The sequence below is a fragment of the Micromonospora kangleipakensis genome, from assembly GCF_004217615.1.
GTDB lineage: Bacteria > Actinomycetota > Actinomycetes > Mycobacteriales > Micromonosporaceae > Micromonospora > Micromonospora kangleipakensis.
On record NZ_SHLD01000001.1, the window covers coordinates 4,688,522 to 4,703,139 of the forward strand.

The 14,618-nt window shown below is 68.9% G+C and carries 12 protein-coding genes and 2 pseudogenes; 11 read left to right on the forward strand and 3 right to left on the reverse strand.

The window, feature by feature from the left end; all coding sequences use genetic code 11:
• The first annotated feature begins 219 nt into the window (after positions 1–219).
• From EV384_RS22550 to EV384_RS36230, 8 genes and pseudogenes are all read left to right on the forward strand, one after another.
• On the forward strand, positions 220–1,383 hold the full coding sequence (locus tag EV384_RS22550) for an IS110 family RNA-guided transposase (protein ID WP_130336314.1): 1,164 nt from the start codon (positions 220–222) through the stop codon (positions 1,381–1,383).
• An 86-nt stretch (positions 1,384–1,469) separates the two neighbouring features.
• Positions 1,470–2,507, forward strand: coding sequence for an IS110 family RNA-guided transposase (locus EV384_RS22555; RefSeq protein WP_130336316.1), 1,038 nt, complete (start codon positions 1,470–1,472; stop codon positions 2,505–2,507).
• Positions 2,508–3,146: 639 nt separating this feature from the next.
• The gene (locus EV384_RS22560; protein WP_130336318.1) at positions 3,147–3,599 is read left to right on the forward strand and encodes a ribonuclease FAU-1 family protein; all 453 of its coding nucleotides are present in this window, start codon (positions 3,147–3,149) and stop codon (positions 3,597–3,599) included.
• A 250-nt stretch (positions 3,600–3,849) separates the two neighbouring features.
• Entirely contained in the window at positions 3,850–4,344 is a 495-nt protein-coding gene (locus EV384_RS22565) for a SigE family RNA polymerase sigma factor (protein ID WP_130336320.1), read from the forward strand.
• Entirely contained in the window at positions 4,344–5,390 is a 1,047-nt protein-coding gene (locus EV384_RS22570; RefSeq protein ID WP_130336322.1) for a hypothetical protein, read from the forward strand. The genes EV384_RS22565 and EV384_RS22570 overlap by 1 nt, the downstream gene beginning before the upstream one ends.
• 242 nt (positions 5,391–5,632) lie before the next feature.
• Positions 5,633–6,145, forward strand: coding sequence for a polyketide cyclase (locus tag EV384_RS22575; protein ID WP_130336324.1), 513 nt, complete (start codon positions 5,633–5,635; stop codon positions 6,143–6,145).
• A 140-nt stretch (positions 6,146–6,285) separates the two neighbouring features.
• On the forward strand, positions 6,286–6,561 hold the full coding sequence (locus EV384_RS22580; protein WP_165440025.1) for a VOC family protein: 276 nt from the start codon (positions 6,286–6,288) through the stop codon (positions 6,559–6,561).
• 60 nt (positions 6,562–6,621) lie between these two features.
• Positions 6,622–7,208, forward strand: a pseudogene (locus EV384_RS36230) (transposase); the annotation flags it as partial.
• A 425-nt stretch (positions 7,209–7,633) separates the two neighbouring features.
• Here the strand turns inward: EV384_RS36230 and EV384_RS22595 are convergent.
• The 3 genes and pseudogenes from EV384_RS22595 to EV384_RS37345 all read right to left on the reverse strand — a co-directional run bounded on the left by EV384_RS22595 (position 7,634) and on the right by EV384_RS37345 (position 10,459).
• Positions 7,634–8,408: pseudogene (locus EV384_RS22595) on the reverse strand (transposase family protein).
• Positions 8,409–8,465: 57 nt separating this feature from the next.
• Entirely contained in the window at positions 8,466–9,482 is a 1,017-nt protein-coding gene (locus EV384_RS22600) for a beta-ketoacyl-ACP synthase III (protein ID WP_130336328.1), read from the reverse strand.
• A 203-nt stretch (positions 9,483–9,685) separates the two neighbouring features.
• Positions 9,686–10,459 carry an IS3 family transposase gene (locus EV384_RS37345; protein WP_423202913.1) on the reverse strand — a complete coding sequence of 258 codons (774 nt, stop codon included), beginning with the start codon at positions 10,457–10,459 and terminating at the stop codon, positions 9,686–9,688.
• On the opposite strand from EV384_RS37345, the gene EV384_RS22610 reads away from it, so the two are divergent.
• The 3 genes from EV384_RS22610 (at position 10,400) to EV384_RS22620 (ending at position 14,483) form a co-directional block, all read left to right on the forward strand.
• A complete protein-coding gene (locus EV384_RS22610) occupies positions 10,400–11,002 on the forward strand; it encodes a TetR/AcrR family transcriptional regulator (RefSeq protein ID WP_130336332.1) in 603 nt (200 codons plus the stop codon). The genes EV384_RS37345 and EV384_RS22610 overlap by 60 nt on opposite strands.
• A 556-nt stretch (positions 11,003–11,558) precedes the next feature.
• Entirely contained in the window at positions 11,559–12,791 is a 1,233-nt protein-coding gene (locus EV384_RS22615) for an MFS transporter (protein WP_130336334.1), read from the forward strand.
• Between the two features lie 207 nt (positions 12,792–12,998).
• Positions 12,999–14,483 (forward strand): long-chain-fatty-acid--CoA ligase, encoded by a 1,485-nt coding sequence (locus tag EV384_RS22620; protein ID WP_130336336.1) that lies wholly within the window; start codon positions 12,999–13,001, stop codon positions 14,481–14,483.
• Positions 14,484–14,618: the final 135 nt, after the last annotated feature.

The window sequence follows — 14,618 nt, forward strand, 5'->3', positions numbered from 1 at the left end:
ACCTGTTGACTGGTGGTACGACCGCAGCCCGGCCAGGCTTGGTCGAGGTGACCGGTGGGGTCGCTCTCATCGCGGCTGCCCACCGCTGTTTGGTGTGGCTCTCATCTGGCGTGCGCCCCGCCGGTCACCGCGGCGGAGAGAGGCTCAAGAGGGGACTGCCCGGCTCAAGGTAGCGCTGCCCTCCCGTCGACGAACACCGTCGGATCGAGGGAGGACAGGATGGCTCAGGTCATCATCGGCGTGGACCCGCACAAGCGTTCCGCCACCATCGAAATCATCAACGCGCGGGAGAAGACGGTCGGGCAGGGCCGGTTCGGCACCGACCGCGACGGCTACCAGGCCATGCTCGCCGCCGGCCGCAAGCACAAGGACCGCCTTTGGGCGGTCGAGGGCTGCAACGGCATCGGGCGGCACGTCGCTCAACGCCTGGTCGCCGACGGCGAAACCGTGGTGGACGTTCCCGCGAAGCTGTCCGCCCGGGCCCGCGTGTTCGCCACCGGCCAGGGCCGCAAGACCGACCCGGTCGATGCCCGCAGCGTCGCCGTGGTCGCCCTGCGCACCGAAGGTCTGCGGCAGGTCGTCACCGACGACACCACGGTCGCGTTACGGCTGCTGGTCGACCGGCGTGACCAGCTCGGCCGGGCCCGCACCGAAGTGGTCTCCCGGCTGCATCACCTGCTCCTCGAGTTGGTGCCCGGCGGCGCGAAGAAGGACCTGTCCGCCCAGCAGGCCCGCGCCCTGCTGGGCACTGTTCGCCCGCGCGACGTGGTCGGCAAGACCCGTCGCCGGCTGGCCTCCGAGCTGATCGGCGAGCTCGTCGTCATCGACAAGAAGATCAAAATCGCGAAACAGGAGCTCACCGACCTGGTCAACAGCACCGGAAGCCGGCTGATGGACCTGACCGGCATCGGACCGTCCGGCGCGGCCCGCCTGCTCGGCGACATCGCAGACATTGCCCGGTTCACCAGCCGCGCCCACTTTGCCTCGTGGAACGGCACCGCACCGATCGACGCCTCGTCCGGCGAGCAGAACCGGCACCGGCTCTCCAGAGCCGGGAACCGGCGCATCAACCGGGCGCTTCACATCATGGCCATCGTCCAGCTGCGCCGTGACACCGAAGGGCGCCGCTACCACCGGCGCAGACTGGCCGAGGGCAAGACCTCGATGGAGGCCCTACGGGCACTGAAGCGGCGCCTGTCCGACATCGTCTACCGGCAGATGGTCGCCGACACGAAGCTGCTCGGGACGGGCCCGGGAGGACACGCGGGGGCGACTCTGCAATCCAGCGCGGCCGACCCGAACCCCGAGATCGACACTTCGGAAAAGTCACTTCCCGGACCCGCCGAACCCCAGCCTAGAACACCCCTCTTGATCATCACTTGATGGCATGAAGGAGCGGGGCCTCGCTCCTCGTGGGTCCCGGGCGGGATGCTCGGGGTGCTCACGTCTCACGACGAAGGAGGCCCCTCATGCAGGCAGAGTACGACGGCAGGCAGATCGTGGGTATCGATCTGCACCGCCGCCGGTCGGTGATCGTGCGGATGACCGAGACCGGCGACAAGCTCGAGACAGTGCGCATCGACAATGACCCGGTCGCGCTCGGGTTGGAGATCGCCAAGGCCGGCCCGGATCCCGAGGTGGTGTTGGAGGCCACCTACGGCTGGTACTGGGCTGTGGATGTGCTGGCCGCGGCCGGCGCCCAGGTGCATTTGGCGCATCCGTTGGGAGTGAAGGCGTTTGCCTACCGGCGGGTGAAGAACGACGCCCGGGACGCCGCGGACCTGGCGGACTTGCTGCGCATGGGCAGGCTGCCGGAGGCGTATGTGGCCCCGCCGGCGGTGCGCGAGTTGCGGGAGCTGGTGCGGCACCGGGCCAAGCTGGTCGCGTGGCGTTCGGGGTTGAAGGCGTCGGTGCACGCGGTGTTGGCCAAGCAGGGCGTGCACATCGCGGTATCGGATCTGTTCGGCGTCGGTGGCCGGGAACTGCTGTCGCGCGCACCGCTGGACGGCGCCTACCGGGGGCGGGTGGACTCGCTGTGCCGGCTGATCGACGCGGTCGACTTCGAGATCGACGCGGTCACCGGGCCGATCCGGGCCAGACTCGCCGGCCACCGCGGCTACACCGCGATCCAGGCCATCCCCGGTGTCGGCCCGGTCCTGGCGGCCGTGTTCGTCGCCGAGATCGGCGAGGTCGACCGGTTCCCCGGCCCCGCGCAGCTGACCTCGTGGGCCGGACTCACCCCCCGCCACCGCGAGTCCGACACCGTCGTGCATCGGGGACGGATCACCAAACAGGGCGCCACCCTGGTGCGGTGGGCCGCGGTCGAGGCCGCCCACAGCGTCCCGCACCGCGCCGGCTGGCTGGTCTCCCGACGGGCGGCCATCGCCGAGCGCCGTGGACGCAACATCGCCACCGTTGCGGTGGCCCGCAAGCTGCTCACTCTCGTCTACTACGGCCTGCGCGACGGGCGCATCCGCGCCCTCGCACCGGCCGCCCCGGCGGCGTGAGCAGGTTCGGACGTGACCGGACGCGAGCTCGTTCTGTGTCTGACCCCCGTCGGCCGACGGCGAGGCCGCCCGCTTGATTGACCCCGTCCGGTCACGGTCGCACACCACCATGCCCCGACTCCCGTGGGCGAATGGATGACCGGCAGCCGAACCCCTCGGCCTGCCCCTCCGACATCGGTCGGAACCTGGTGACGCGACCACCCACAACGCCTTCCGGCATCACGAGCATGGCGCGCACGGCGCCGGCGTCAAGGCCAAGCCCCTGCGGGGTGGGCCTACGGCCCAGCCATTGACCCCGGCACCGCACACACGCCTGCCCGAAACCCATTGCCGGAACCGGAAAAACCAACGTCAGCAGGTCAAAACCCCGGCCTTGACCGGCCCCGCTCCTTCATGGATGACACAGAGGGGTGGCAGATCCGGATGCCCGTGGTCGTCGCACCTTCGGTCGCCGGTGCGCCGGTCGAGGCCAAGTTCCACCGCGATGCTCGGGGGAAGCCGGTCGTTGGGCAACAGGATCGCCTGGAGGGAGGTGCGCGGGACGGCAGGATGGCCTGCCCCGCCGTATCGTGCCAATGGTGAGCGCCGTGCAGAGCAGACAGCGGCTGCGCATGTGCAAGATCAAGCGTCCCGGGGGGCGTGTTCTGGTTCGATCTTGAGCAGCTGCTTCAGGACCGCGACGGGACGTGGCTGCGCGGTCGAAGTGGTTCGCCATGGGGTGCCCCGCATGACCGCGGCGTGCTTGCTGTGCCGGTCGTGGTCCTGATCGCGCCGAGCCGCCCGTGGGTGGCATGGTGGGTTGACGATCCGGCTGATCGGCGGCTTGAGATCGACGTGTGCGTGCCGCCGACACGGACCGAAGCAGGCTGGCGGTACATCGACCTTGAACTCGACCCTGTACTCCACGAGCAGGACTCGCGTGTTGAAATCGAAGACTGGGACGAATACGAGCAGGCACGCCACGACGGCTGGATGAGCCCGGACGACGCCAAGCTTGCCCGATGCACGGCCGAGGATCTGGCTCGGGTACTGCGCCGCCGGGATGAGCCTTGGCCGAAGCGTGGATGGCAGTTGCTCGCGCAGCAGATGTGAAGGCGGCGAACGGTGGGTACGTATCGTTACGCGTGATCGGCGACCGGCGCACACGATCGGCGGCATCAGCGGACGGGTCCAGTCCGCGTACCTCAACTCATAGAGATCCCCGAAGGGGCCGTAGCAGTCGGCGAAGCGGAGCTTCCGGCGCCGGTGGGCACGGCGTGGCGCCCGAACCTCTTGAGGTCGTCTCTCATGTCGTGCCCGGTCGGTGTCTACGGATCGGCCAGCCCGCGACGTCTAATAGGGCGTGACGTTCGAGGAGTACGCGTTCGCCCGCACTTCGGCGCTGGTGCGGCTCGCCCGGTTGCTGACCGGTGATGAGCACCGGGCCGAGGACCTGGTTCAGGATGTTCTCACCAGGGCGTACGCCCGCTGGGGGCGCATCTCCCGGACGGATCGGCCCGATGCGTATGTCCGTCGGATGCTCGTCAACGCCCATCACTCGTGGTGGCGCCGGCGCAGCAGCCAAGAGATCTCCGTTGCCGCTGTGATCGATCTGCCGGGCGTTGCGGACGAGGCGGCCGACGTCGCCGAACGCGACGCGCTGTGGCGGCTCGTCTGTGATCTGCCGACGCGTCAGCGCACCGTGATCGTCCTGCGCTACTACGAGGATCTTGACGACGCGATGATCGCCGAAATCCTGGACTGTTCGACAGGCACAGTTCGCACGCACGCGAGGCGAGCCCTGGCGGTGCTCCGCAAGCGGCAGGGCGCACCCGCCGCCAAGACGGGAGGGTTCTGATGTCCACCGACCTCGACGAGCAGCTCGCCGCGATGCTTAAGGAGCACGCTGGCGGCGATATCGACCCGGCGCCGATCGTGGAACACGCCCGCCGCCGTGGTCGCCGCCTTGGGCTGCGCCGCCGTGGGCTGATCGCCGGGGGTGCGGCAGCGGCGTGCGCCGTCCTAGCCGCGGTGGTCATGACGATCCCGGCCGGTCGGGCACCCGATCGGGCGACCATGCCGGGTACAGCACTCGCGCTGCCGGACGCGCCGGGCCAGCCCGGCGCCATCGCACGCCCCGAGGCTGTGGGGGCTGATCCCGGCGTGGTGCACTTCACGACCGACAGCCTGGTCGGCGGTGCCGAGTCCGCCACCTGGAGCGCCGGGCGCGGCGCCGAGAGCGTTGAGTTTCAGGGCCCGACCGGTCAGGCTCGCTTCGTGCTGGCGCGCAGCGTCGCGACGCTGGACGCGCTGCAGCAGACGTTGTCGTCGGCGGGGCGGCCGCAGCCGCCGACCGACGTGCGAGTCGACGGCCGCCCGGGGGTCGCTTGGTTCGATCCGTCCGGCGACGCGAAACTGTGGTTCGTTCGTTGGCAACCCGTCGACGGGCTCTGGGCCCAACTCGACATCTACGCGACCACGCGCGACGAGGCGACGGCCGCGGCGAGTCGTGTCCGGTTCGACGGTGCACACCGCTGCGTGGTGCCGTTCCGCCTGCAGTTGCTGCCGCCGGGCGGGCGGCTGCTCGAATGCTCGGTCAAGCTCGGCAGGTCTGAGCGTGGCTCCTTCGCTGAGGGCTCGCTCGTATTGGGTGACGAAGCCGGTCGCTGGCTGACGGTTCGGGCGCAACACGTGCCGGGCTACGACGCCAGAGCCGCTGACCTCGTCGCAGGGCCCTACCGGGCACGCCGGCAGGGAAGCGACGTGCTGGAGATGTTCGTCAAGCCATGCGTCGTCGAGGCGTTCCTCAAGGGTTGGGGGAACGGCTACACCGAGTCGGACGGCCTGACGGTCCTGAGCGGGTATCAGCCGGCCCGCGACCTCGACCACCCCAACACCTGGTGACACCGCCCTGGCCAGCCCACAACGGCCATCGAACGACACAACGACCGCTCAACGACTGAGGTCCAGTCAAGATCAGGGCTGCCTGTCGGAGCCAGCCATCGGCTGCCTCGACGCACTCACATCGGCATGTCCGGACACTCCGAGGGCTGCTGCTGGGTGGTCACGCTCGGCAGCGCGTGGATCGCCATGACCGCGCGACCAGCGGCAGATCCGGATGCCGGGCGTTGGTGGAGGATGGATGCATGATCGGTGACCGGTGGGGCGTGACCGACAGCGAGAAATTGCGCTGCTATCCGTGCGACGACTTCGTCGCCTCACCCACGCTGCAGGCGTGGCGGGGTGTGGCCATCGAGGCGTCTGCCGAAGTGGTGTGGCCGTGGGTTGCACAAGTGAGGCTTGCGCCATACTCCTATGACTGGATCGACAACCTTGGCCGCCGTTCACCTCGAGAGCTGGTAGGCCTTCCCGAGCCGCAAGTCGGAGAGAGATTCACTACTGCTGGCGGGCGGGAGCTGGGCAGGATCGTCTCGGTCGACCCGGGGAAACAGCTGACGGGCACCATCATCGGCGCCTTCATGTCCTACGTCCTCGTGCCCCAGGAGCACGACACGCGCTTGCTGCTCAAGGTCGTCATGCAGGCAACCCGCTGGGCCGCCCTCGGGCTGTCCGTCGGCGACCTGATCATGGCTCGACGTCAGCTACTGAACCTGAAGCAACTCGCCGAGCGCCACCACCAGGGCACGGCCAAGGAATGAGGATCAGCCTCATCGGCATGTCCGTGCGCTGACGGCGCCAACTTGCCGCAACTGCGTAGCGCGCGGATCGCGGCAGTTGAGTGCGTTGCTGGGGTCGCAATCCGCTCGATCGTCTCGGCAGGTCCTGCAACGATGCCCGAGTGACTTCCTTCACCTCCCATACCAGCGTCGACTGTGCCGATGCGTATACCTTGTGCCGCTGGTGGCAGGCCGTCCTCGACTACGTCGAGGACCCCGATGATCCGAACGAGCCAGAACACGAGGAATGCATGATCTTCTCTCGGGACCGGACGCATCGTCTGCTCTTCATCGAGGTGCCAGAGTCAAAGCAGGTCAAGAACAGAATCCACTTCGATCTGCGTCCAGTCGAAGGCTCACGCGATGCCGAACTAGCCCGACTGACTGGGTCCCGGTGAAGTGGTCCACCTGTTGTGAGAGCCCGATGCCCCATGATGGGGTTGGGAGGGATCATCACGATGGGTACCCGACGGCGGCACACGCCGGAGCAGATCATTCGCAAGCTTCGGGAGGGCGAGAAGCTGATCGGGCAGGGTTCCGTCTTGCCCGAGGTGTGCAAGCAGCTGGAGGTTTCCGAGGCGACCTGGCATCGGTGGGTGGCGCAGTACGGCGGGATGAAAGCCGATGACGCCAAACGGCTGAAGGACCTGGAGCGGGAGAACGCCCGGCTGAAGAAGATCGTCGCTGAGCAGCTGTTGGACATCGACATGCTCAAGGAGCTGAACCGGGGAAACTGGTGAGTCCGGAGCGCCGCCGCCGCGCCGTGACCGTGCTGCAGCAGCGCTTCGGAGTGTCCCAACGACGTGCGTGTCGGCTGGTCGGGCAGCACCGGTCGGCGCAACGCCGGCCGGCGCCGGCTCGTCGTGACGCTGATGAGGTGCTTCGGGCGCGGCTGCGGCAGATTTCCGCGCAGTATCCGCGGTGGGGGTGGCGTAAGGCCCACGCGATCGCCGCCCGCGAGGGCCTGGTGGTCAACCGGAAACGCACCCGCCGGCTGTGGCTCGACGAGGGCCTGAAACGCCCGCCCAGGGTGCGCAAGAAGCGGCGGGTCAGGCCGGAAACACCGTTAAATCCACAGTCCCGCGGTGCTCGCCCGAGGGTAACGAGTTCTGCATTCTCCGGAGTAACGCCGAGGTTGCTGCTGGGCCAACATGACACCGCCCCACGCCGTCGTACCGTGCTGTCACTCCCGGCGCGCCCATCGGCACGACCGGACGTTGACCTGCTCAACGCGCGGTGACGCTGCGTGGGGCGCGGTCGGCGGCATAGAAAGACGTTCTGCGTGTCGATGCAGGACGTAGGAGCGTCCCCCTGATGCGCTTGTCGGGCTTGGTGTCCCATCGCAGGAGGAGGACGTTCATGGGTAACGGTAGCGGTGTGTCCCGGGGTGATCGATCCTCGCACTGCGCCACCAGGACTAAGGGACGTCTCGTAACTCGGTGAAGGCGTTGCCCGTGGCCGCGCTGGTGCTCACCCGGTGAGGGCGATGTTGTGCAGGTGGGCGATGGCCGAAGCGGTGTCGGTCAATGTACTGGCAGCGCGGCGGTAGTCGCGCAAGATCTTCCAGCACTTCATCCTGGCCAGGGCATGTTCGACCTGGGCGCGGACGGTGCGGTGCTGGGCGTTCAGCTCTTCCTTCCAGGCTGGTAGCGGGCTGCCGTCGCGGTTCTTGCGGTACGGGATGATCACGTCGGGGTTGCCGCGGTAGCCGCCGTCGGCCATGGCCGACGGCCCGCCAGCTTCTGGTCGATGCCGGAGGTGCGGTAGACGATCGTGTCGTTGCGGTTGCCCGGCTGCGGGTCGCCGACGGCGATGACCAGGCGGGTGCTGGAATGGCGACCTGCAGGTTGGTCGAGTAGCGGTAGTTCTTGCTTGGGGCAGCGAGGCGGTGGTCCCGGGTCGGGATCAGGGTGCCGTCGACGATGGCGATCTGATCGACCGGACGCCGACGGACCGGGGCCAGGGCCAGCAGCGGTCCGAGGGTGTCGATGACCCGGTGCGGGGCGGAGTGGGACACGCCGAACAGCGGGCCGATCTGCCGCATGGTCAGGTTGGTGCGGCAGTACACGGCGACCAGCAGCACCCGGTCGGGCAGGTCGAGTGCCCACTGCCGGCCCGGCCGGCCGTCAGCGATGGCGTCCCCGCCGCGCTCGGCGACCAGCCGGACCAGCCGGAGGAACTGGGCGGGCTGCAGACCGGTGAACGGGAAGATCCACTCCGGCCGGGCTGAGGAGATCACCTGCACCACGACATCTTCGGCGCCCGTCCTCAGGGGACAGACACCGGGGTTTCGAGACGTCCCTTAGGGCAGCGTCACGACTTGTGCGGCGTATGAAAGGCCGGCGCCGAAACCTACGAGCAGGGCTGTCCCCCCTCGGGGGGCTTTGCCGGTGCGTCGCATCTGCTCCATCGCCAGTGGGATCGACGCGGCCGAGGTGTTGCCCATCTCGGCAATGCTGCGTGCCACCGGCACATCTCCAGGGAGCTTGAGCGCTTTGACCATTGTGTCGATGATCCGCATGTTGGCCTGGTGCGGGATAAAGGCGTCGAGCTCGTTAACGGTGATGCCTGCGGCCTGCAATGCTCTGTTTGCCACAGGCGCCATTTCATAGGACGCCCAACGGAACACCTGCTGCCCGGACATTTGTATGAAGGGCCGTGGACCAGTGGGGTCGTCCATGTACGCCTTCCAGTCGCGCGTTTGGCCGATCACGCCGTATTGGCCACCGTCCGCGCCCCACACGACTGGGCCGATGCCCGGTCGTTGTGCCGGGCCGATTACCACGGCACCCGCTCCATCTCCGAAGATGAATGCTGTCGCCCTGTCATGCCTGTCGATGAATTCTGATAGCCGTTCCGCGCCGATGACTAGGACGTAGCCGGCGCTGCCGCCATGGACCATGTCCCGGCCGAGCGCCACCGCGTGACAGAATCCGGCGCACCCGGCCGAGATGTCGAAAGCCGCGGCGTTGACAGCTCCGAGCTGGTGGGCGATCAGTGCGGCGACCGACGGTGTCTGCTCGAGATGCGTCACCGTGGCCACCACCACGCAGCCGACATCAGATGCGGCTATCCTGGCGTCGGCCAGCGCTTCAGACGCCGCCTGGACGGCCATTGCCGCCAGTGTCTCGTCGGGTTCGGCCCAGCGACGTTCCGTGATCCCGGACCGTGACCTGATCCATTCGTCGGACGAGTCGATCCAGGTGCAGAGTTCCTCGTTCGTGACGACGCGGCGCGGTCGGTACACACCAAGGCCAAGGATCTGAGCATGTGGCGCCTGGTTCGGAACGGCGATCTCGCGTCCGGTCAGCGCTGGCATTCGCCCACACTGGATGGTCTCCGGCGGCGTCTGTGCTGGCATTAACTACGACTCCTGGCTCGTGATGAGGTTCCCCCGATAACGCGGAGGGGCGGTTATCGCCGTGGTCAGCGGTCTTAAGGGCGGGTGGTCCGGGTGCGGTGGCGACAGTGATCTCCAGGCGTGACCTCCGAGACAATGCCAATACATTCCCGAGAGTATCGTTATCTACGGTGGGCAGGGCAAGACGCTGACAGCAGGAAAATGGGCCGCTCGGCGGCGAGACCGGCTCGGGCTGGCGAACCTGCGGCCGGAAATGCCGACCGGTCAGGCTGCGCCGAAGCAAGCGTCGGCAGCCGCCACTCGACCACCACGCGGAAGATCACCGGCGCCGCCACCGACGTGGCCGTGGGTTGCACGTCGACATCCGGAAGTACGGCACCGACACGTTCACGCACGGATCCCCAGCTCACGTTGCCCAGGCACCCAGGTCCGTCAACGTCTGGGCGCGCACGGTGCAGCCGTGTCGGCGGCGCCGATAGACGCCCGTGACGCTTTGGGAGTCGATGATCCTGCAGACCTGCGTGGTGCATCAGTCTGGCGACGCGTTTGCGCCCGCACCGCACCCCGGCGGCCAGGCGCAGCTCCGCGTGCACCCGCGACGCGCCGTAGGTGCCCCGCGACATCTGATGGACCTGACGGATCGTGTCGGTCAGCGCCTCATCAACCACCTGACGCGGCGACCTGCCGCGGCCGCGCCACTCGTAGTACCCGGACGTGGACACGCCCAGCAGCCGGGGCCGCAATGCCTGGTCGAACGCCGTGACGTCGCCGGCGCGTTCGCCCAAAGCCCGGCCCGGGCGGCACAGGCTCTTCCGCCGGGCCGAGCCGGGCCGGGTCGGGCTTGGCGTGGGCGGCTTCGCCCGTAGGCTTCGGGCATGGCGGGTGTACAGGTGGGTCGGGTGGAGCGGGGGCCCGGGCGTCCGCGACAGGAGCACGTCACCGGTGCGGTGCTGTCCGCGGTCCTGGAGCTGGTGGCCGAGCAGGGTCTGGCCGCGGTCACGATGGACGCGGTGGCCGCTCGCGCCGGGGTGAGCAAGCCCGCCATTTACCGGCGCTGGCCGGGCAAGCACGATTTGGTCATCGCCGCGGCAGAGACCCGGGTCGGAGTGCTCGCTGTGCCTGATCTGGGCGATTTCCGCGCCGAGCTGCGGGCGGTGCTGGACGCGCGTCTGGACGTCTACCGGATTCCGGGGACGGCCCGACTGCTGGCGGGGCTGATCGCGGCGGTGCAGGAGGCCGGTGAGGTGCGCGGCGCCTATCAGCGGTATGTCTCCCGGACCATGGGTGAGACGAGGAAGATCCTCGAGCGGGGCATCGCCCGCGGTGACGTGCGTGCGGACATCGACGTTCAGTCTGCGGCCACGCTGGTGGCGGCGCCGTTGATCTTTCGCCTGGTGATCGAGCAGCAGTTACCCGACGAGCGTTTCGCCGCGGACCTGACCGACATGATCGCTCGCGCGGTGGGCTCGCCGGCCTGAGACCAACGCCGGAAGGCATCCCGCATCTTCTGCCGCCGCAGCATGCCCGACACCAGCTGTAGCTGATGGCCGCGTGGGGTCATGGCGGCGACATCTTTCTGCCGTCCGGCTCTTGCCTCGCCGACCGCCGATAACGATACTACCGGTTACGAATCTAGCGTGTCGGAGGTCACATGGACACCACCACCCCGGGGCTCACCCTCAAGCCGCATGGGACCTCACGATGACCTCGGATCGGATCGTCGCCCTGCGCCCCGGCCTGCCCGCGGTTGAACACAGGTGCGCGCTTCAGCTGGCCGCCCGACTCGGTCGTGATCTCGGACAACATCGCCACCGAGCACTACGCGATCAACGACTAACACCCGGCGGCGCCGGGTGATCGAGCGCATCGCGATCGCAGGCCTCCCGCTGTCCTGAAACACCCGCAGTCCCGTCCCCCGTCCACCGCAGCCACCGCGGAGCCACCGTGACCGACACCGAAGTCGCACCCGCAACGCCCGCACGTCCCTCCCAGAGAACTTCAGACAGTCGGCGCCGCGCATGGGTCGTCACCGCCATGCTCATCGTATTCATGATGGTCAACTTCGCGGACAAGTCCATTCTGGGCCTGGCCGCCGACCCGATCCGGGAGGACCTGGGCCTGTCCGCGACCCAGTTCGGCTTCGCCAACAGCGCCTTCTTCCTGCTCTTCTCCATCTTCGGTGCGCTCGGCGGGCTGCTCGCCGATCGGGTGCGGCCGCGGTGGGTGCTGCTGGGCATGGTCCTGCTCTGGTCGGTCTCCCAGGCGCCGCTGGCGCTCGGCGCGGGCGTCGCCATGCTGTTCGCCTCACGGATCGTGCTGGGCGCGGCAGAAGGGCCTGCCTTCCCGATCGCCCAGCAGACCACCCTGTCCTGGTTCCCGAACAACAAGCGCAACCTGCCCAGCGCGCTGATCACCGCCGGCACCACCTTCGGCGTAGTGATCGCCGCACCCGGCCTGACCTGGCTGATCACGCAGCACGGCTGGCGGTCCGCGTTCGCGGTAGTGGCCGTCGCCGGCCTGCTCTGGGCGCTGGTGTGGGCCTTCGTCGGCGGGGAGGGCCGGCACGCGGTGGCGACCGACCCGGACACCGGTGACGACGCGGCGACCGCGACCGGCTCCGAGCCGACCCCGAGCAGTGTCGGCTACCGGCGAATCCTCGGGACCCGCTCCTGGATCGGCGTCACCGCCGGCTACTTCAGCACCTACTGGATGGTCGCCCTAGTCGTCGCCTGGCTGCCCTCGTACCTGCATGACGGGCTGAGCTACTCCAAGGCCACCTCGGCCAACCTGGTGGCGCTGCTGTGGGCCGTCAACGCCGTGGCGCTGCTCGGCCAGGCCGGGCTGACCGGATGGCTGCTGCGGCGCGGGGTCAGCAGCCGGCGGGCCCGCGCCCGGGTCGGCGGCATCACCCTCATGGTCAGCGCGGCGGGCTGCCTCGCCCTGGGCGCCGGCCAGCACGGCGCACTCACCGTGCTGTTGCTGGTCCTCGGGTTCGGGATCTGCGGAGTGATGGCGACCATCGCGGTCACCACCGTCGCGGAGATCGCCCCGGCGGGACGCCGCGGCGGGGCCCTCGGCATCATGAACGGTGTCGTGACCACAGCGGGCCTGATCGCCCCAATCCTGGTCGGCCGCCTGGTCGACACCCAGGGCACGGCCGGATACCAGCACGCCGTCCTGATCTCGGGAGTCGTGCTCCTGCTGGGCGGAACCGCCGCGGTCACGCTCGTCGACCCGGACCGTGACAGGCGGCGCCTGGCGCAGTGACACGCCACGCCGTCCGGGTCCGCCGCTGTTCACAAGGAGCCTCGCGACCAGCGGCACCATCGATGCGGCCGCCCTCGATCGCACCTTGGCCGAGCGCCCGCGACCGCTTCGACTCGCCCCGTACCAGCTGCGCCACGGTCGCCGCGACCGCGCCCGCCACGAACTGAAGCCTCCACCTCCACCCACTCGCGACAGGGAGACCTGGTTATGACCAACCTCGCCCGGAATCTGGCCGCCTCGGTCGCCCGCGACGGCGCCGCCCCGGCCATCCGGTTCGGCGACATGGTGCTGACGTATGCGCAGCTCGACGAGGCCAGCGCCCGGGTGGCCGGGCTGCTGCGCGACCGCGGCGTGCAGCCGGGTGACCGGGTCGGCATCATGCTGCCCAACGTGCCGCAGTTCGCCGCCGCCTACTACGGCATCCTGCGCGCCGGTGCCGTCGTGGTGCCGATGAACGTGCTGCTCAAGGCGCGTGAGGTGGCGTTCTACCTCGGCGACTCGCAGGCGAAGCTGGTGCTGGCCTGGCACGGGTTCGCCGAGGACGCCACGGCCGGCGCGGCCACCGCCGGCACGGAGTGCCTGCTGGTGACGCCGGGAGAGTTCGAGACTCTGCTGGCCGGGACCACGCCGGAGACCGGGATCGTCGAGCGCGACGCGACCGAAACCGCCGTCATCCTCTACACCTCGGGTACGACCGGCACCCCCAAGGGCGCCGAGCTGACCCACGCCAACCTGACCCGCAACGCCCAGATCGCGGTCGACCTGTTCTCGCTGACCGCCCAGGACATCGTGCTGGGGGCGCTGCCGCTGTTCCACTCGTTCGGCCAGGGCTGCGGCCTCAACACGGCGATCACGGCAGGTGCCTGCCTGGCCCTGGTGCGGCGCTTCGACGCCCACGCCGTGCTCGACACCGTCCACCACCACCGTGTCACGATCTTCCAGGGCGTGCCGACCATGTACGTCGCGCTGCTGGCCCACCCGGAACGGGCGAAGTTCGACGTGAGCAGCCTGCGGATGTGCGCATCGGGCGGGGCGGCGCTGCCGGTGGAGGTCATTCGCGCGTTCGAGGCCGAGTTCGGCTGCATCATCCTGGAGGGCTACGGGCTGTCGGAGACCTCGCCGATCGCGTCGTTCAACCACGCCGACCGCGAGCGCAAGCCCGGCTCGATCGGCACCGCCATCGCCGGCGTGGAGATGGCGCTTCGCGACGTCGAGAACGGCGTCGGCGAGATCGTCATCCGGGGCCACAACGTCATGAAGGGCTACTGGCGCCGCCCCGACGCGACCGCCGAGGTGATCGACGCCGACGGCTGGTTCCGCTCCGGTGACCTGGCCCGCATGGACGACGAGGGCTACTTCTTCATCGTCGACCGCAAGAAGGACATGATCATCCGTGGTGGGTACAACGTGTACCCGCGCGAGATCGAGGAGCTGCTCTACGAGCACCCGGCCGTGCGCGAGGTGGCCGTCATCGGCATCCCGCACCCGGAGCTGGGCGAGGAGGTCTGCGCCGCGATCGCGCTGAAGGACGGCGCCACCGCCACCCCCGACGAGCTGCGCGAGCACGTCAAGGCGCAGGCCGCGGCGTACAAGTACCCGCGGCACGTGTGGATCGTCGACGAGCTGCCGAAAACCCCCACCGGCAAGATCCTCAAGCGTGAGGTGTCGACGCCCGCAGACGTGATCGCCTGACACCCCGCCGGCTTCGCCCTGCACCTGAACACCGCCGCCTGCCGTCGGAAGGAGCGGCAAGCGGCGGCCCGATCCCTCGTACCCGCCTGGGCCGTGTTCGCGATGACGTTCGCGCCCATGATCTTCGACTGCCCT